Below are 18,989 nucleotides of genomic sequence, written 5' to 3'. Positions count from 1 at the left end.
AGACGGCAGTCTCGGGCGGTAATACCCTGTTTCGGCGGGTGTAAATATCCCGGCAACTCGGTGGTTTTTTACTCGGATGAAAATATATCGTTTGGTATGGACTTACACAGCAGGGACGTCAAACAGGACGTCCGGGAACTCGGGGCGCTGCTCGGCGACGTGTTGGCCGAGCAGACCTCTCGAGAGTCCTTCGAGACGGTTGAGGGCATCCGGACCGCGGCGATCGATTACCGGAAGGGAGAGCACGAATCCAGAGACGAGTTGGACCACCTGCTCGACGGCCTCTCGCCTGCGGACGAGAGCATCGTCGCCCGCGCGTTCACGACGTACTTCGAGCTCATCAACCTCGCCGAGGAGCGGGAGCGCGCCCGCGTCGTCCGCGAATCCTCGCAGGCCGGAGAGCTGGAGGACGGCCTCGTCGCCACCGTTGAGACCCTCGTCAAGTCAGACACCGACGCCGAGACGGTCCAACGGGTACTTGACGACGTCCTCATCGAGCCGACGTTCACCGCGCACCCGACGGAGGCGCGCCGGAAGACGGTGAAGGCGAAACTCCGCTCGATCGCGAGCCGACTCGAAGAACTCGACGAGCGTCGGGTCACCGACCGCGAGCACGACCAGCTGTGGCGGAAGGTCGACGCCGAGGTCACGAGCCTCTGGCAGACCTCACAGGTCCGGGAGCGACGCCCCGAACCGCAGGACGAAGCCAGAAACGTCCAGTGGTACCTCGAATCGATTCTGTTCGACGTCGTCGGCGAAGTGTACGCCGAATTAGAGGACCTGCTCGCCGACGACTACCCCGACGTCGACGTCCCGAAGCTCTTCGAGTTCCGGTCGTGGGCGGGTTCGGACCGCGACGGCAACCCGTTCGTCACGACCGAGGTGACGACCGACACGCTCGAACGGCAGCGCTCGGTGGTGCTCGAAAAGTACAGCCAGGCGCTCAAACGCCTCTCCGGGTTCCTGAGTCAGGACGGCAGCCGCATCGACGTCGGCGCCGACCTCGAACGATCGCTGAAAGCCGACCGGGCTCGGCTCCCCGGCGTCGCCGCCGAGGCCGAGGAGCGCTACCCCGGCGAACCCTACCGACAAAAGCTGAAACTGATGCGCGAGCGCCTCCGCCGCATCGAGGACGTCCGTCCCGACGGCTACAGCGAGAAAGGCGAACTGCTCGCCGACCTCGACGTGATCGACGGGAGCCTCCGCTCGATCGGCGCGGAGACCGTCGCCGACGAGTACGTCGAACCCCTGATGCGGCAGGTCGACACGTTCGGCTTCACGCTCGCGAGCCTCGACCTCCGAGATCATCAGAAGAACCACACCGAGGCGGTCCACGAGGCGCTCACCCAGGAAGGGATCGACTACCGCGGTCGGGACGAGGACGGGCGGATCGAAGTCCTCACGGAGGCGATCTTGCAAGACGAACCAGTCCTCGATCTTGATGACCCCGGCGACGTGTCCGAGGAGGCCGCGCGAGTCCTCGAACGGTTCGAGACGCTCGGCGAGTGGCAGCGGGAGTTCGGCGTCGGCGCCATCGACACCTACTGCATCTCGATGACGGAGGAGCCGAGCCACGTGCTCGAAGTGCTCTTCCTCGCCGACCAGGCGGGCGTGGTCTCGCTGCCGGATCACTGCGGGCTCGACGTCGTTCCGCTCCTCGAAACGGAATCGGCGCTCAACGGTGCTCGCCGGATTATGGGGATGCTCTTCGAGAACGAGGCGTACGCGCAGGCGTTGTCCGCGCGCGACAACGTCCAGGAGATTATGCTCGGCTACTCCGACTCGAACAAGGAGAACGGCTTCTTAGCCGCGAACTGGGATCTCTACAAGAACCAGCGCCGCCTGGCGACGATCTGCGACGACTTCGACGTGAAGATGCGGCTGTTCCACGGCCGCGGGGGATCGATCTCCCGCGGCGGCGGCCCGATGAACGAGGCGATGCTCGCGCTGCCGAACGAGACCGTCACGGGGCAGATCAAGTTCACCGAGCAGGGCGAGGCAATCGCGGAGAAGTACGCGAACCCGCAGATCGCCGAGCGCAACGTCGAACAGATGTTGAACGCGCAGGTGCGCGCGAGACATCAAGCGATCCGCGAACCCGAGGAGGACGTCCGCGACGAGTGGCTCGACGCGATGGACGAGATGGCGACGACGGCGCGCAAGCAGTACCGCGATCTGCTGGAGTCCGACGGGTTCGTGACCTACTTCGGACAGGCGACGCCGATCGGCGTGATCGAGAACCTGAATCTCGGCTCGCGCCCGGCGTCGCGCTCGGGCGAGCGAACCGTCGAGGACCTGCGGGCGATCCCGTGGGTGTTCTCCTGGACGCAGTCCCGCTGTATCATCACCGGTTGGTACGCGCTCGGCACGGGCATTCAGTCGTACCTCGACGGCGGCGGCGACCTCGAAACCCTGCGAGAGATGTACGAGGAGTGGCCGTTCTTCCGGACGACGCTCGACAACGCGTCGCTCGCGCTCGCGCGAACGGACCTCGACATCGCGACGTACTACGCCGACCTCGCGGATCCGGACCTCCGCGAGGAGTTCTTCCCGCACCTCGCTGCGGAGTACGAGCGCGCCCGCGACGTCGTCCTCGAGGTGACCGGTCACGACTCGCTGCTGAAACGCGAGTGGCTCGACGAGAGCCTCCGCCGACGCAACCCGTACGTCGATCCGCTGAACCTCCTGCAGACGCATCTGCTCGAACAGGAGTTCCGCACCGACGAGGAAGAACAGACGCTTCGGCTCACGGTGAAGGGGATCGCCGCGGGAATGAAGAACACCGGCTAGGTCGCACGGAATACCGTGTGGGGCGAACAGTCGACACAGTCGCGTGCGGGCGGAGGCCGCTCCCGCGTCGGGGTGTCGAAACAACCGCTGACCGACGCGGGACGCTCGTTACGTCACGGAGAGCCTGGCCCCGTCTTCGGATATAACCCTTCGGAGCGTCTGCAACTTGCGTAGATCCGACCGCACGACAGCGTACCACCGAGTGAACGACGGGCGCGCGGTCGAGTGAGGAATATTTACGACCGCTCCCAGACACTCAGACCTGATTCCAGGGCGCGGCCTCGAAATCGACGATGCGGTGTCGCTCGTCGATCGCGTCGATGGCGGCGACGTCCTCGTCATCGAGTTCGACGTCGAGCGAACCGAAGTTCTCGCGCACGTGCGGCAGCGAGGCCGCCTTCGGGATCGCGGTGACGTTCCCCTTGGCCCGCAGCCACGCGAGCGACACCTGTGCGGGCGTGGCGTCGTGCTTCTCGGCGACGTCGATGATCGCCTCGACCTCGGCGACCCGGTTGCGAGCGATCGGGCAGTACGCGACCAGCCGGTGGTCGTGCTCGACGGCCAGATCGTGGAGTTCCGCTTGGGGAAGGAGCGGGTGCATCTCGACTTGGTGCGCGGCCAGCGGCGCGTCGAGGCGATCGATCGCATCGAGTAGCTGATCGCGGCGGAAGTTGCTCAGGCCGACGCGGTCGACGACGCCGTCGTCGACGAGTTCGTCGAGCGCTGGCAGCGTCTCCTCGGGGTCGTAGGTGTCGATCGGCCAGTGGACGTACAGCAGATCGAGCGAGTCGACGTCGAGTCGCTCGGCGCTCTCGCGGGCCGTGGTGATGACGTCGCCGTAGGCGAGATTCGCCGTGTCGAGTTTCGTCGCGACGAAGACGTCGTCGGCGTCGCGGTCGGCGCGCGCGAGTCCCTCGGCGACCAGTTCCTCGTTGCCGTAGCTCTGCGCGGTGTCGACGTGGTCGTAGCCGAGATCCACGGCGGTCGAGACGGCCGCCGGTGCCGCCTCCGGGTCGGTCAGTTTGTACGTGCCGAAGCCGAGCGGTGGAAGTGCCATACTCGATCAGTCACACGCCGTCCCCACGACGCTTTCGGTGTCGCATTCGGTCGTCCCAACGGCGCGTTCGATATCGGATTCGGCCGCTCTATACGACACACTCGATGACGCCGTCGACCGTCGCGTCGATGCCGCGGCGGGCCGAATTCGCGGAACAACCGTGAGGAACGCGTGCGGGGGTTTCGCAGGGGATCGTCCGCTCCGAAACGGTTTTGACGGGGCCTCGCGCACACTCGGTATGCCGAAGGAACCCGACACCGGGTACGACCCCTCACTGGGTCGGAAGTTCATTTTCGTGACCGGCGGGGTGATGTCCGGGCTGGGCAAGGGTATCACCGCCGCGAGTACCGGCCGCCTGCTGTCGAACGCCGGATTCGACGTGACCGCGGTCAAGATCGATCCGTACCTCAACGTCGACGCGGGGACGATGAACCCCTACCAGCACGGCGAGGTCTATGTGCTAAAGGACGGCGGCGAGGTCGACCTCGATTTGGGGAACTACGAGCGCTTCCTCGGCGTCGATATGACCTCCGATCACAACGTCACCACGGGGAAGACCTATCAGCACGTCATCGAGAAGGAGCGCGCGGGCGACTACCTCGGAAAGACCGTCCAGATCATCCCGCACATCACCGACGACATCAAACGCCGGATCAGGGAGGCCGCCGAGGGGACCGACGTCTGCATCGTCGAGGTCGGCGGCACCGTCGGCGACATCGAGGGGATGCCCTACCTGGAAGCGCTCCGGCAGTTCTCCCACGAGGAAGACGACGGCGACATCCTCTTTACGCACGTCACGCTCGTGCCGTACTCGAAGAACGGCGAGCAGAAGACGAAGCCGACGCAGCATTCGGTGAAGGAACTCCGCTCGATCGGTCTTCAGCCCGACATCCTCGTCGGGCGCTGTGAGAACGAACTCGATCCCGAGACGAAAGAGAAGATCGCGCTCTTCTGTGACGTCCCGACGGAGGCGGTCTTCTCGAACTCCGACGTCGAGGACGTCTACCACGTCCCGCTGATGGTCGAAGAGGAGGGGCTCGACGAGTACGTGATGGAACGGCTCGACCTCGAACCGGAGGCCCTGCCGAAGCCCGAGCGCGACAACCGCTGGCGCGAACTCGTGACGCGCGAACGAACGGAGGAGGTCGACATCGCCCTAGTGGGGAAATACGACCTCGAAGACGCGTATATGTCCGTCCACGAGGCGCTGAAGCACGCCGGGATCGAGCGTCGGACGGAGGTGAACGTCCTGTGGGTCGACTCCGACGAGATGCTCGACCGCCACGAAAACCGGTTAAAAGAGGCAGACGGCGTGGTCGTTCCCGGCGGGTTCGGCTCGCGCGGGACGGCCGGAAAGATCAAAGCGATTCAGTACTGCCGCGAGAACGACGTCCCCTTCCTCGGTCTCTGTCTCGGCTTCCAGATGGCGGTCGTCGAGCACGCGCGTAACGTGCTCGGTCTCGACGGCGCGCACTCCGCGGAACTGGAGCCCGACACGCCGCACCCGGTCATCGACATCCTCCCGGAGCAGTACGAGGTCGACGATATGGGCGGCACGATGCGACTCGGCGCGCACGACACGGATATCGAATCGGGCTCGCTCGCGGAGACGGTCTACGGCGACACGGTCTGCACCGAGCGGCACCGTCACCGCTACGAAGTCAACCCCGAGTACATCGACCGACTGGAGGACGGTCCGCTGACCTTCTCCGGTCGAGCCAACAACCGAATGGAGATCCTCGAACGGACGGACCACCCGTACTTCTTCGGCACGCAGTTCCACCCCGAGTTCCGCTCGCGGCCGGATCGGGCGAGCCCGCCGTTCGTGGGACTCCTGGACGCGATCGCTGGCGATCTGGACGCCCGAGAGCGCTCGGACAGAGAGGTGCAAGCCTAATGGTGAACGTAGAATCCTTCATTGACGACGCAGTGGCAGAGATCGAAGAACAGGTCGGCGACGCGAACGCGGTCATCGCCCTCTCGGGCGGCGTCGACTCCTCCGTGGCCGCCGCCCTCGCGTACCGCGCGATCGGCGACCGGCTCACGCCCGTCTACGTCGACACCGGGTTGATGCGGAAGGGCGAGACCGATCAGATCCGCGAGACGTTCGACTATATGGAGTCGCTGCGCGTCGTCGAGGCGCAGGACCGCTTCCTCGACGCGCTCGCGGGGATCGTCGATCCCGAGGAGAAGCGTCACGCGATCGGCGAACAGTTCATCCGCGAGTTCGAACGCGAGGCGAAATCGGCCGACGCCGACTACCTCGTGCAGGGGACGATCTATCCGGACCGCATCGAGTCGGAGGGCAACATCAAGTCCCACCACAACGTCGGCGGTCTCCCGGACGTCGTCGACTTCGAGGGGCTCGTCGAGCCGGTACGAGAACTGTACAAAGACGAGGTCCGCGAGGTCGCTCGCGGCCTCGACCTCGAAGCGATCATCTCCGAGCGGATGCCGTTCCCCGGCCCGGGACTGGCGATCCGCGTCGTCGGCGAGGTGACGCGAGAGAACGTGCAGGTCGCTCGCGAGGCGTGCCACATCGTCGAGGAGGAGACGGCCGAGCACGACCCGTGGCAGGCGTTCGCCGCGGTCGTCGGGAAGGCGACGGGCGTGAAAGGCGACAACCGCGTTCACGGCTGGATCGTCTCGGTCCGCTCCGTCGAGTCCCGTGACGGGATGACCGCTCGCGCGCAGGAACTCCCGTGGAAGACGCTCCAGCGCATCCAATCGCGGATCACCGGCGAGAACGAGAACGTCGCCCGCGTCGTCTACGACGTCACGCATAAACCGCCCGCGACGATCGAGTACGAATGATTCTGCTCACCGGATCCGACGCCGACGGCCTCGGCGACGCGCTCGAATCGCTGGGTGCTGACGTCGTCCGAATCGAGGGAATCGCGACGCGCGAGTCCCTCGTCGACGCCGGGATCCAGGATGCGAGGGCCCTCGTCCTCACGGAGATGGACGACGCCTCGGCGATCCCGGTCGCGAAGGAGACGAACCCCGACATCAGGGTTTTCACCTACAGTCGCGACTCCCTGCCGGAGTTCGCACGCGGACAGACCGACCTCGCGGTCGACCCCGCGCTCTTATCGGCCGACATCGTCGCCGAGGAACTGCTCGACAGCCTGCGATAACCGAGTAGAAGATCCGCCGCGGCGCGCGTTTTCGAACGGATCGCGAGGACCGCTACTGGTGCCATCCGGTGAGCGGCCGCTCGGATCCTGCATCCGCGGTCGAGTCGCGGACGCATCACGACAGATAATAGACAGCAAGTAAAGTGTTTTCGCCCGGATAACGCGCTCGCTGAGGAAATCTCACAACAGCACGTTCTTCACGTCCGCCGCACCGGCGCGGCGGACGACCGCGCGAACGATATCCTGCGCGCCCGCGAGGTTGTTGGAATCGCCGTCGAGGACGAGTAGCTTCGCGTCGCGGCCGGGTTCGATGACGCCGCAGTCCAGGCCCGCGATCTCGGCCCCGTTGACGGTCGCCATTTTGAGTACTTCGGTCGCGGGCACGTCGGCGAGTTTGGCGGCGAACTCCATCTCTCGGAACATCGACGGCGAGTTCAACATCACGTTGTCGGTGCCGAGGGCGACGGTCGTCCGCGCGACGAGTTCGCGGATCGGCGGGACGCCGACGCCGGTGACGAGGTTCGATCGCGGACAGACGACGACGGGGACGTCGTTGTCGGCGAGGCGCTCGTAATGGAGCGACTCGGGGTGGACCATATGGACCACGAAGTCGGGCGCGAGATCCAGCGCGGGGTTGATGTCGTGGGGGTCGCGCTCGCCCGCGTGGATCCCGAACAGCTTTCCGGCCGCTCGGGTGGCGTTCCGCAGGCGGTCGAAGTCGCCGTCGCGCGCGCCCGACGCGCCGAAGCCGTCCGACTCGCGCATCGCCGCCTCCGATTCGCGTCCGAGGACAACCGGCTCGATCGGGAGGCCCGCGGCGGCCTCGCGTATGTACTCGACGCCCTCGACGTCGCCCTCTCTGAATTCGAGGCAGGCGGCCGTGCCGGTGTCGGCCATCAGCCGGAGCGACCGGCGCATCGCCTCGACGGTCTCCTCGCGGCTGGCCTCTCTGAGCAACCGGTGTTTCAGGCCGTCCGGCGGCGCGACGAGTTCGTCGAGTGAGAGGCCCGCACCGGCCTCCTTGGCGATGGAGTCGCCGAGGTGGGTGTGCGCGTTGACGAACGCCGGGAGGACGACGTCCTCGGAGTACACGTCCGCCTCCTCGACCGCGACGATTGCACCTTCTTCGACGATAACGCGCCCTCTGATGGGTTCGAGTTCGGGACCACGCAGTACCGTTCCCTCGACAATCATTGCATACGCATCGCCGGTACAGCGGCTTGAAACTCCCGAAGCGGCGCGGGTGTCGCGCCGATCGGGACGAATCCACCCACGACTTCGTTCACGACACCATCCACGACTTCGTTCACGACTCCGTGAACTCGTCGAGCGTCGCCGTCACGCCGGGGCGAACGTCGGAGACGAGCGCGCCGTCGATGTCGAGGCCGAGCGTCTCGGCCGCCACGCGTCCGACCGCGTCCGTCTCTGATTCGGGTACGTAGACGCCGAGCCGCCACTGCTGTCGCTGGGCCGTCCGCAGCGCCGAAACCAGGGGCGACTGCTTGCCCAACTGTCGCATCTCGCCGCTCACCATCACCCGCGAGGTCGACTCCGTCATCCCGGGGCGCTTCGGGACGTCGACGACGACCTCGCCGTCGGTTAGGTCCGAACGCGAGGCGATCTCGGCTTCGAGGTCGCGGATCGTCTCGTAGTCTGCGTCGACGACCTCGTCGGGAACGGCGTCAATCTCGGCCCAGACCGACCGTTTGTACAGATCGCGGGTCCGCAGTCGCCGGGCGGTCGCCGCCGTCGCCTCGGTCGTTCGCAGCGCGACCAGCAGGTCGTGGTCGTCCATCCGCCGGAGCTCCTCGGGGGTGCGGTCCGTCCGATCGAGCAGTCGCTCCGCGCCGCGTCGGAGCATCGCCTTCGAGATGCGGGCGACGTGGTGCTGGTAGACGGTGGGATTCATCAGCGCGCGTGCGAGCAGCAGGGACTCCGCCGTCTGGACGTTCCCCTCCGCGAGCACGAGCTCGCCGTCGACGAACGTGAGCTCGCGGACGAGTCGCTCGTGGTCGATCGTTCCGTAGGGAACGCCGGTGTGGTGGGCGTCGCGGACGAGGTAGTCCATCCGATCGACGTCGAGTTCGCCGGAGACGAGTTGGCCGTACTGGCCCTCGCCAGCGACGAGGTCGGCGACGCGGGCGGGATCGAGATCGTGCTCCCGGAGCGTGTCACCCACCGACCCCCCGGCCAGTAGCTCGTGGACGTCGTCGTGGTACTTGCCGGTGTAGCGGTGCGTGACGGGCTCGACGTTGTGGCTGTAGGGTCCGTGACCGACGTCGTGCAGCAGGGCCGCCGCGCGGATTTCCTCCGCCCGCGGTCCTTCGATCCCGAGGTGAGAGAGCGCGCGGTCCGCGAGGTGATAGACGCCGAGTGAGTGCTCGAAGCGCGTGTGGTTTGCGGAGGGGTAGACCAACTGGACGGTGCCCAACTGCTTGACGTGTCGGAGTCGCTGCACCGGCTCGGTATCGAGGAGGGCGGCGGCGACGCCATCGACCTCGATGTGGTCGTGGACGCTGTCCTTGATCGTGGTCATACGCCGCGTTGGCGCGGCATCGTACAAAAGGCGTCGGACGATCGAGAAAAATACCGGCAAGGAAGTGTGATGATTTACCCGAATTTAGCCGGATTTGATCGTCGAAGAGCAGTGAAATCGGATTGACCGTCGGGCCGGTTGAAGTTCCCTCCCGAGTAAGCAGTGACTGCGACGTCGTGCCGCGCCGCGCGACGTCGCTGTGCGGCCGCCCCGATGGATGGTCGGTGCGGCCGTCTCACCCGTTCGAGGGGCCGCGGACGCCTCCCCACTGGCGTCTTCGGCCTCTCACCGCGGGACCGACGCGCCGACGTGCGCCGATGCTCCCGTCTCGGCCTCGTCGGCGTCGCGGCCGGCTGGCCTGACCACCGGCCCGAAACAAGGGTACCTCCGCTGCCGATCGCTGACCCCACCGGCGACCGGTGAACAGAGGCACCCGGTTGTGGATGGTACCCCATCCACGCGATCGACACTCCCTTTTCGGGGATTCGCGACTCGCCAGTCGCGCGGTTCAGGACTCATCGGTCACGCGATTCGGTGGGTTGATGATGGTGCCTCCCAATTCGGGAGCAAACCGATACGGATGCTTCCGCTATCTTCGCAGAGCGCACTGTACGGCGCCTACGTGTTCGCCTTCGCCGCCGCTGCGATCGTTTGCTTTGCGACGGTGTCTCGAACCAGACAGATCGAAGACGAAGATACCCGGGACGGCCTCCGCTGGTTGCTCCTGACGAGCGGCGGCTGGGCGGCCGCACACGTTGGATACCTCACGCTCCCGACGGTCGGGCTCAGATACGGTGCCTACGTCATCGGGCTCGTCGTCGGTATCGCCTCTGTCGGCCCGTGGCTGTACTTCTGCTCGGCCTACACCGGCCGATCGATCCACCGTAACCCCACCGTGCGGCGCGCGTTCGTCGCCGTGTTCATCGTGATTATCGCGGTGAAGCTCACGAACCCGATTCACAACTGGTACTTCGTGGCCGAGTCCGCGACGACGCCCTTCGCGTACCTCGAAATGCGCCATCGGGCGTTCCACTGGGTCGCGATGGGACTGGCGTACGCGCTCGCGTTCGTCGGCTTCTTTATGCTCTTCGAGCTGTTCACCCGCGTCAACTCCGACACTCGCCCGCTGTTCGTGCTGATCGGCCTCACCGCGATTCCGGTGCTGCTCGACGTCGCGGGGGCGGTCTCTCCCTACGTCCTCGACATCACCTACTCGTCGATCGGCGTGGCCGCGTTCTCCGTGGGCGTGTTCTCGCTGTACTTCGATCAGTTCCAGTTCGTCAGGGTCGCGGGCGAGACGACCGATCCGATTATCGTCGTCGACGAAAGCGGTGATCTCCGGGATTACAACCGACGCGCGGCGGAGCTGTTCCCCGCGCTCTCGAACGCGCTCGACGAGCCTTTGGGGGAGTTGACCCCGGAGCTGCTCGACGCGGTCGACGATCCCGAGTCGATACTCGAAATCGAGGACGGAGACACGACCAGGTACTACAACGTCTCCTCGAACCCGTTCACGACCGGGAGCGCACAGACGGGCAGGTCGATCGTCCTGACCGATGTGACGCACCGCGAACAGTATCGCAAGGAGCTCGAATCGAAAAACGAGAAGCTCGAACAGTTCGCGAGTATCGTCTCACACGACCTCCGCAACCCGCTACAGGTCGCGAAGGGGCGGGTCGAACTCGCCATCGACGAGGACGAAATCGAGCATCTCGAACCGGTCGTCAGGGCGCACAGGCGGATGGAACAGCTCATCGAGGAGATGCTGACTCTCGCCCGCGAGGGCGTCGCAATCGACGAGACCGAACCCGTCGATATCGGTGTCCTCGCGGAGCGGTCGTGGGGAATGATCGCGTCCAAGGAAGCGTCGTTCTCGGTCGATACCGAGGCGGGACTGCGGGTTATCGCGGACCCAGAACGCCTCCAGCAACTGTTCGAGAACCTGTTTCGAAACGCCGTCGAACACGGCGGCGGCGACGTCACGGTGACAGTCGGCCCCCTCGATGACGGGCCGGGGTTCTACGTCGAAGACGACGGGCCGGGCATCCCGGCCGACGAACGCGAGCAGATCTTCGAGGCAGGGTACACGACGTCCACCGACGGAACCGGATTTGGCCTCGCTATCGTCTCCGAGATCGTCGACGCCCACGGCTGGGAGATTCGGGCGGCCGAGGGGACGGACGGCGGCGCACGCTTCGAGGTCCGAACGGACTGATCCATCGACTTTCCACGGTCGAGCCATCGATTCATCACCGTATAGTCCCCGGTTCACCTCTGTCGTCATCGCACGTGCGCGCGACCGACAACCTATAGGCGGTTCCGCCGCACCGCTCAGGTATGGCACTCGACCTGTACGACGACGTCCGTTCGACGCTCGACCCCGACGACGGAGAGATCCAGACCGCAGAGCTCGTGGTCACCGACGACGTGCTCGTGAAGGCGTTCGCGCTCGGTCCCGGAGCCGAACTCGAACCGCACGAACACGCCGAGAGCACGAACGTCTTCCACGTGCTCGAAGGCGCTGTCGCCGTCGTGCGCGACGGGGAGACTGAGACCGTCGACGCTCCCGGCGTGGTCCGGCACGACCGCGGGGCCGTCCACGGCGCGCGCAACGAGGCCGACGAGGTCGCCGTCTTCACCGCGAGTCTCTGTCCGCTGCCCTGACGTCGGTCCGAGAGGTTCGGGATCCGCTCCCGTAACTGGTTCTTCGATATCTCACGTCCGAGAGAACGGTTGCTGTCCCCGGTTGCCCGAAACGGTTAACGGCGACGCCCGAGACGGGTGCGTATGGATCGCATCCCGTTCGGCGTGTCCCACTTCGACAGCGTCGTCGGCGGCGGCGCGCCGTCGGGGACGGTCGTGCTCCTCGTCGGGGAACCGGGGGCGGGCGCGCGGGAGTTTATGTACACGAGCGCGACGATGAACGCCGTCGCGCACGTCGATCCCGAGCTGTTCGGACTCCACTACGGCGACCTTCACGACGACGCCAGGCTCCCCGAGAATGTTCACTACCTCTCCTTTACCGACGGGGAGGAGAACCTGTATCGGGAGATGTCGTACGTGCTCGACGACGACCTCGTGAGGGCCGCGGCGGATCAGATCTCCGTTCGCGACTTCTCTCCGGAATACTTCCAGTTGAGCCCGGTCCCGCGCGAGTGGTACTTAGGCGAGACGACGACGCTACAGGACCTCGGCGGTCGCGAGGAGCGAGCGTCGGTCCTCACGGCGCTCGGACGTCACCTCAACGCCCACGCGCCGGGGAACCTCGTCGTCATCGACTCGATCACGGACCTCCTCGCGGCGATCTCCGACGAGATGACCTGGAACGACATCGCGATGCTGTTGCGCGGGCTCGGCAAGGCCGCACACCGCTGGGACGGCCTCGTGTTGGCGTACGCCAGCCGCGAGGCGCTCGCACGGACCGAACTCGGTCACCTGATCGACGCCGCCGACGGGACGCTGCAGTTCGAGTGGGAGTCCGGCGGATCGAAACGCGCGCGGACGATGGTCGTCCAGGAGTTCCGCGGCGTCCTCTCGCAGATCGAACGCGAGAACATCGTCCGGTTCGAGACCGAGATTCACGAGGGCGGCTTCGACGTCAGCGACGTGCGAAAGATCAGGTGAGGAGAGGCGCGTATGAGTAGGTGAGGAGAGGCGCGAAATGCGATGCGCGGCGGCGGTTCGGATCTCCTCTCGTTCAGACACCCGAGTCACTCCTCCGCGAGGTCGACGCCGGTGACCTCGAACCGCGCGCCGCCGGAGTCGCTCTCGGTCGCGCGGATCTCCCAGCCGTGCGACGCCGCGCACTGTTGCACGATCGAGAGGCCGAATCCCGTCCCGCCTTGGGTCGTCGAGTAGCCGTACTCGAAGACCTGCTCGCGTTCGTCGGCCGGGATGCCCGGCCCGTCGTCTTCGACGTAGAACCCGCCCGGAACGCAGCCGACTCGCACCGCGCCCCCACCGTGTTCGATGGCATTGCGGAGGAGGTTCTCCAGGAGCTGTCTGAGCTGTGTTTCGTCGGCGCTGATCACGCCGTCGACGTCGACCGCGAGGTCGGCGTCCCCTGTTTCGACGTTCTGCCAACACGACTCGACGAACGAACCGATCGAGACGGGCGTCGGATCGATGTCGGTGTCCCGGTCGCGCGCGAGCGTGAGGAGGTCGTCGATGAGTTCGATCATCCGGTCGTGCGCGTCCGCGACGTACTCGAGCTGCTCGCTGTCGCACTCCTCGGCGGCCAGTTCCAGGCGTCCCTCAGCCACGTTCAACGGATTGCGGAGGTCGTGCGAGACGACGCTCGCGAACTCCTCCAGCCGCGCGTTCTGTCGGGTCAGCTCCCGTTCGCGCTCGCGAATCCGCTCGTTGCGCTGGACCTGTTCGAGCGCCGTCACGATGTTGATCCCGAGGATCTCGCCGAGGACGACGTCCTCGGCGTCGAACGCGTCCGGCGTCGGCGATCCCGCGATGAGTAGCCCGTACTCGTCGAGCGGGATGTACAGCTCGCTGCGGATGTTCGTGTCGGGGTTGTAGACGTCCGGATCCGACTGGACGTCCTCGACCGACTGCGGCGTTCCCTGTTCGTAGACGCGCCACGCGATTCCCTCGCCGGTCGAAAACGCGGGTAGCTCACCGACGAGTTCTGTCGCCGTCTCGCTGTAGGCGACGGGAACCAGGCCCGTGCCCTCCTCGTAGAAGTTGATGACGTTGGCGTCGAGTTCGAGGACCGTCTCGGCTGCGTCGACGCCGATATCGGCCACCTCGGTGCAGCTTTCGGCCGTCATCAACTCTCTGGCCGTCTCGTTCAGCGCTTCGAGTCGCTGTTCGCGTCGCTTGCGCTCCGTGATGTCGTAGTACACCCACAGATGCCCCGGCCCGTCCGGAAGCTCGATCGGGCGGTAGTTCCGCTCGAAGGCGCGGCCGTCCGCGAGGACGAGTTCGTCGTTCCAGACGGCTTCCCGCGAGTCGATCAGTTTCTCGATCCGCGAGACGAAGCCCGCCGGGTTCTCGAAGAGCGTGCTGATCTCCTCGGCAAAGGCCTCGCAGTCGGAACCGATTACGTCGTCGAGGTCTGCGGAGATGTCGAACAGTTCAAGCAACCGATCGTTGATCCGGAGCACGTTCCGATCGGAATCCTCCGCGAGGACGCCGACCGGAAGCGTCTCGAAGAGCGTCGACCGGAGGATGTTCGTCTGTTCGAGCGCCTCGCGCTGACGACGCTCTTCGGTGATGTCCTCGAACTGCGAGAAGATCGTGATGATCTCGCCGTCGCCGTCGGTGACGACCCGGTTGTGCCAGGCGCACAGCCGTCGCTCACCGTCTTTGCGCACCAGCTCGTTCACGCTCTGGTAGCCGCCGCGGTCCGCGAGCAACTGTCGCTCCACTTCGGCGACGTGGCGGTGGAGCTCCTCGGGGACGATCGGGAGCCACGTGCCGCCGACCAGTTCCTCGGCGTCGTAGCCCGTGATCTCCGTCGCCGCGTGGTTGACCCTGACGACCGTGAACGTCTCGTCGTATTCGATCATCCCCAGCGGCGACTGATCGAACAGACGGGAGAGCCGCTTCTCGCTTTCGGCCAGCGCCCGCTGTGAACGGGTCTGTTCGACGGCGTTTTCGATCCGGTTCGCGAGGACGGTGTACTGCTCGGTCCCGGTTTCCTTCTGGAGGTAGTCAGTCACTCCGGCGGAGATCGCCTTGCTCGCGATCTCCTCGGATCCCCGGCCCGTAAAGAGGATGAACGGAACGTCGGGGTCGAACTCCCGCACCCGTTCGAGGAGTTCGAGTCCGTCCATCTTCGGCATCTCGTAGTCGCTGACCACGCAGTCGATCTGTTCGCCTTCGATACGTTCCAGCGCCGCTTCGGCATCGGTCGAGGTGTAGACGGAGAACGAGTCGTCGAACCGAGTCAGAAACGCGGCCGTGAGATCCACGATCGCCGGATCGTCGTCGACGTGGAGCACGCGCGTCTCCGTGGGTTGGTCCCGCGAGACCCCCGTCGTTTCAGCCATACGAAACAATACAGAGACTGCTGATATATAAGTACGCGGCGGGTATCGCGGCTGATAGCTTGCCGACGCACCGCCATTTGGCCGATGCGACGCTAGTTGACCGCTGGGTTCCCTCTCGGAACGCCCGAACCGACACTCTGCCCGAACTGACACTCTGCTCGAAACGATACTCCGCCCGGGCAGCACACCCTTGGGAGTCGAGCGCCAATCGGTGGTATGCTCACCGGATTCCGTCGGCTCGGCCTCGAAGTGAAATCGCTCGAACGGGCGCGGACGTTCTACGAGAAGCGGTTCGGTCTCGCGCCGTCGGGTGAATCAGTGTCGCGAACGGAGACCGCACGGGACGCGAGGTCGAACCGCGACGCCGATCCGGATTCCGAATCGATTGGATACCGGATCGGCACCGGCGATGCTGATCCGACCACGCTCGTGCTCCGTCGGCCGACCGATCGGCCGCGCGGCGGCGTCCACACCCACTACGCGTTCTCGACGACGCCGGAGGCGTACCCGCGCTGGCGACGCCGACTCGCCGATCTCGACCCCGTCGAGTTCTCGTTCGGATCGAGCGACTCGCTGTACGTGTACGATCCGGACGGGAACTGCGTCGAGATCGGGAGTGTCGACACCGGGGCAGAAAGTGCGACCCCGCCCCCCGCGGCCCCCGAGTCCGACGAAACGACGCCCCCGCTCACGGGAATCTTCGAGGTCGTGCTGGAGGTGACGGATCTCGGTCGCGCGGAGGCCCGCTACCGACGGCTGGGATTCGAGGTGGTCGACCGCGGATCCGAGCGCCGCCGCGTCCGCCTCGACGGCCCGGTGGCACTCGAACTCTGGGAGCCGCAGTTGGGGATTGCAGACGCGCGCGGCGGCGTCCACGTCGATCTCGCGTTCGCCGCACCGAACCCCGACGCCGCGGTCGAGGCGGGCGGACCGTGGCCGAATGACCCGGTACCCGTCGACGGCGGGATCCGCGTCGTCGACGACGACGGACACGTGCTGACGTTTCTGCGAACCGACGACTGATGACTCGACGACCCGGCGGTGGGAACGGTGAATCCGGGAGTCCCGCGGTCGATGTCACTGGGGAATCGTGGGCAGTGAGATGCGAATCGATGGCCGAGGACCGCTGATCAGAGCCGGTCGGTGTCGATATCGACGCCCGGCGGCGCGACGACGAGGAACCGGCGGAAGTGCGTCAGGGTACCGCCCATATCCCGCACGGGTCGGGCGAAGCCCTTCGCCAGTTCGTTGAGGTCGCCCTCGACGGCGAGCACGAGGACGTTGTCGGACTCGATCGCTTCGATCCACAGTTCGGGATCCGTCGAGCCGTCGAGCACACCGAGCACCACGTCGCCCTCGACGTCGTCGTCGAGGTGTTCTTCGGCCTCCGAGAGGTTCAGGTTGAAATCGCTCATAATCGCTCCCACGAGAAGCGGGACGAAAAGGATTCGGGCGTGGTTGCCCGCCGGTGACGGAGAGCGGCGCCACGTACGATGGTCCGGAAGTGGCGGCGACGAGGATACGCATCCGTCCGACAAGAGCTTGGTCGTGTGTCCACTTCTGACGTGCGCGCGAGCGTTTCGAGTGGTCGATCGGCCGGATTTGCGGCGGAAATTGCGCCAATTCCGGAGTCGTGACACGGCCCGAACCGGCGAATCACTGAGAATGCGACTCGGGTGATTCTGTCGGAAGAGTGCGGATCACACGGCGGATTCGGACGTTTCGGAAGCGATCTCCACGGTCGTCGCGTGAGCCGAAATCCGCCGTCGAGACCGGCCACAGCGAAAGCCTTTAATAGCTTTCCCGGGCAGTGAACAGATACAATGTCTCACGACGACATGGAGGCTCAGTCGGACACCCCGGCTGGTCGAGTTCTTCCAGGGCACATTAGCCCAAATAACTGAATCCGAGATCGAGAACGTACGGATTTTCGACACGACGCTCCGCGACGGTGAGCAGTCGCCACGCACCTCGTTCAGCTACGACGAGAAGCGTAACATCGCCGCGACGCTGGACGAGATGGGGACGCACGTCATCGAGGCGGGATTCCCGGTCAACTCCGAGGCCGAGTTCGAATCCGTGAGCGACATCGCCGCCGCGACGGACACGACCGTCTGCGGACTGGCTCGTGTCGTCGACAAAGACGTCGAAGCCGCGATCGACTCCGGGGTGGAGTTGATCCACGTCTTCGTCAGCACGAGCGACGTCCAGTTGGCGGACTCGATGCACGCCTCCCGCGAGGAGGCCGTCGAGCGCGCCGTCGCGAGCGTCGAACGGGTGAAAGAGGCGGGCGCGGAAGCGATGTTCTCGCCGATGGACGCCACCCGGACCGACATCGACTTCCTGGCGGAGATCCTGAGCGCCGTCGACGAGGCGGGCGTCGATTGGGTCAACATCCCCGATACGACGGGCGTCGCGACGCCGACGCGCTTCGCGAATATGGTTCGCGAGGTCCGAAAGCACACCGACGCGCGGATCGACGTCCACGCGCACGACGACTTCGGACTGGCCGCCGCGAACGCGATGGCCGGTTTCGAGGCCGGCGCGTCGCAGGCGCAGGTGTCGGTCAACGGGATCGGCGAACGCGCTGGCAACGCCGCCTTCGAGGAGGTCGTGATGGCGGCGGAGTCGCTGTACGGCGTCGATACGGGGGTCGACACCACCCGAATCACCGAACTGTCGCGGATGGTCGAGGAGGCCAGCGACATCCCGGTTCCGGCCAACAAGCCGGTCGTGGGACGAAACGCCTTCTCACACGAGAGCGGGATCCACGCCGCGGGCGTCCTCGAGAACGCCGACACGTTCGAACCCGGCGTGATGACGCCCGAGATGGTCGGTGCCCAGCGGGAGTTCGTCCTCGGAAAGCACACCGGCACGCACTCCGTCCGGAAGCGACTGGAGGAGTCCGGGTTCACCCCGACGGACACGGAGGTCCGCGAGGTCACCCGCCGCGTCAAGGACTACGGCGCGGAGAAAGAGCGCGTCACCGTCGACGTGTTGACGCGATTCGCCCGCGAGGCGGACGTCGAGCGGGTCGACGAGGACGACGAACAGGAGGAGGTCCGCGCCTGATGGCGCGCGCGCCGGTTGCTCGATCCGACGAGCCACGGGTGCGCTGCCGACCGATCTCTCCGAACGGGCGCGCGGCGCGAAACGTTAATAACCGACGAGACGAATCTGTGGGATACGATGCGACGACCGCACACCCACGCGAGGGACGCCGCGCCGAGAGCGGCGCCGTTCGCCGCCGTGTGCCGGTCGGCCGACGCCGAGACGCTCGGCGTCGACACGCGGATCATTGTAGGGGCCCTATAGCCCCGCATAGCCACATTTTCGTCTCGATTCCGTTCGCGCTCGCCGTCCAACCGACCAGTGACCGTCACACACCGACTATGGAGTACCACGCTCGATCCGCACGACCGACATCGACGTATCGCACGCAGACCAACCGCCCAGCGGCCCAC

At 65.8% G+C, this 18,989-nt stretch carries 14 protein-coding genes; 9 read left to right on the top strand and 5 right to left on the bottom strand.

What is annotated here, in order from left to right:
* Nucleotides 1-96: 96 nt before the first annotated feature.
* The gene (ppc, locus tag FJT57_RS07570) at nucleotides 97-2,790 is read left to right on the top strand and encodes a phosphoenolpyruvate carboxylase (protein ID WP_144903733.1); all 2,694 of its coding nucleotides are present in this window, start codon (nucleotides 97-99) and stop codon (nucleotides 2,788-2,790) included.
* Between the two features lie 256 nt (nucleotides 2,791-3,046).
* On the opposite strand, the gene FJT57_RS07565 is transcribed toward ppc, so the two are convergent.
* Nucleotides 3,047-3,847, bottom strand: coding sequence for an aldo/keto reductase (locus FJT57_RS07565; RefSeq protein WP_144903730.1), 801 nt, complete (start codon nucleotides 3,845-3,847; stop codon nucleotides 3,047-3,049).
* A gap of 238 nt (nucleotides 3,848-4,085) precedes the next feature.
* On the opposite strand from FJT57_RS07565, the gene pyrG reads away from it, so the two are divergent.
* The 3 genes from pyrG to FJT57_RS07550 are packed head-to-tail and all read left to right on the top strand — an operon-like array spanning nucleotide 4,086 to nucleotide 6,984.
* Complete coding sequence (gene pyrG / locus FJT57_RS07560; RefSeq protein WP_144903728.1) at nucleotides 4,086-5,744, top strand: glutamine hydrolyzing CTP synthase; 1,659 nt, start codon at nucleotides 4,086-4,088, stop codon at nucleotides 5,742-5,744.
* Nucleotides 5,744-6,661 carry a glutamine-hydrolyzing GMP synthase gene (guaA, locus tag FJT57_RS07555; RefSeq protein WP_144903725.1) on the top strand — a complete coding sequence of 306 codons (918 nt, stop codon included), beginning with the start codon at nucleotides 5,744-5,746 and terminating at the stop codon, nucleotides 6,659-6,661. The genes pyrG and guaA overlap by 1 nt, the downstream gene beginning before the upstream one ends.
* A complete protein-coding gene (locus tag FJT57_RS07550) occupies nucleotides 6,658-6,984 on the top strand; it encodes a DUF7126 family protein (protein WP_144903722.1) in 327 nt (108 codons plus the stop codon). Before guaA ends, FJT57_RS07550 begins: the two co-directional genes overlap by 4 nt.
* Before the next feature lie 180 nt (nucleotides 6,985-7,164).
* Here FJT57_RS07550 and FJT57_RS07545 read toward each other — a convergent pair whose 3' ends face one another.
* Entirely contained in the window at nucleotides 7,165-8,178 is a 1,014-nt protein-coding gene (locus FJT57_RS07545) for an amidohydrolase family protein (RefSeq protein WP_144903720.1), read from the bottom strand.
* A 112-nt stretch (nucleotides 8,179-8,290) separates the two neighbouring features.
* Nucleotides 8,291-9,520: an HD domain-containing protein gene (locus FJT57_RS07540; RefSeq protein ID WP_144903717.1), complete on the bottom strand. Its 1,230-nt coding sequence runs from the start codon at nucleotides 9,518-9,520 to the stop codon at nucleotides 8,291-8,293.
* 580 nt (nucleotides 9,521-10,100) lie between these two features.
* On the opposite strand from FJT57_RS07540, the gene FJT57_RS07535 reads away from it, so the two are divergent.
* From FJT57_RS07535 to FJT57_RS07525, 3 genes are all read left to right on the top strand, one after another.
* Entirely contained in the window at nucleotides 10,101-11,735 is a 1,635-nt protein-coding gene (locus FJT57_RS07535; protein WP_144903715.1) for a sensor histidine kinase, read from the top strand.
* A gap of 122 nt (nucleotides 11,736-11,857) precedes the next feature.
* Nucleotides 11,858-12,184: a cupin domain-containing protein gene (locus FJT57_RS07530; protein WP_144903713.1), complete on the top strand. Its 327-nt coding sequence runs from the start codon at nucleotides 11,858-11,860 to the stop codon at nucleotides 12,182-12,184.
* A 123-nt stretch (nucleotides 12,185-12,307) separates the two neighbouring features.
* The gene (locus FJT57_RS07525) at nucleotides 12,308-13,144 is read left to right on the top strand and encodes an RAD55 family ATPase (protein ID WP_144903710.1); all 837 of its coding nucleotides are present in this window, start codon (nucleotides 12,308-12,310) and stop codon (nucleotides 13,142-13,144) included.
* A gap of 86 nt (nucleotides 13,145-13,230) precedes the next feature.
* On the opposite strand, the gene FJT57_RS07520 is transcribed toward FJT57_RS07525, so the two are convergent.
* Nucleotides 13,231-15,525, bottom strand: coding sequence for a hybrid sensor histidine kinase/response regulator (locus FJT57_RS07520; RefSeq protein ID WP_144903707.1), 2,295 nt, complete (start codon nucleotides 15,523-15,525; stop codon nucleotides 13,231-13,233).
* 216 nt (nucleotides 15,526-15,741) lie between these two features.
* On the opposite strand from FJT57_RS07520, the gene FJT57_RS07515 reads away from it, so the two are divergent.
* Nucleotides 15,742-16,548: a VOC family protein gene (locus FJT57_RS07515; protein WP_144903704.1), complete on the top strand. Its 807-nt coding sequence runs from the start codon at nucleotides 15,742-15,744 to the stop codon at nucleotides 16,546-16,548.
* A 107-nt stretch (nucleotides 16,549-16,655) separates the two neighbouring features.
* Here the strand turns inward: FJT57_RS07515 and FJT57_RS07510 are convergent, their stop codons facing one another.
* A complete protein-coding gene (locus FJT57_RS07510) occupies nucleotides 16,656-16,940 on the bottom strand; it encodes a DUF5779 family protein (RefSeq protein WP_144903702.1) in 285 nt (94 codons plus the stop codon).
* Nucleotides 16,941-17,343: 403 nt separating this feature from the next.
* Between FJT57_RS07510 and FJT57_RS07505 the strand changes: the two genes are divergently transcribed.
* On the top strand, nucleotides 17,344-18,597 hold the full coding sequence (locus tag FJT57_RS07505; protein WP_144903699.1) for a homocitrate synthase/isopropylmalate synthase family protein: 1,254 nt from the start codon (nucleotides 17,344-17,346) through the stop codon (nucleotides 18,595-18,597).
* Nucleotides 18,598-18,989 lie beyond the last annotated feature (392 nt).

The organism is Halobellus captivus (assembly GCF_007655485.1).
Classification (GTDB): domain Archaea; phylum Halobacteriota; class Halobacteria; order Halobacteriales; family Haloferacaceae; genus Haloquadratum; species Haloquadratum captivum.
Note: the sequence above shows the minus strand (reverse complement) of the source record. Positions and strands in the feature narration are given on the sequence as shown.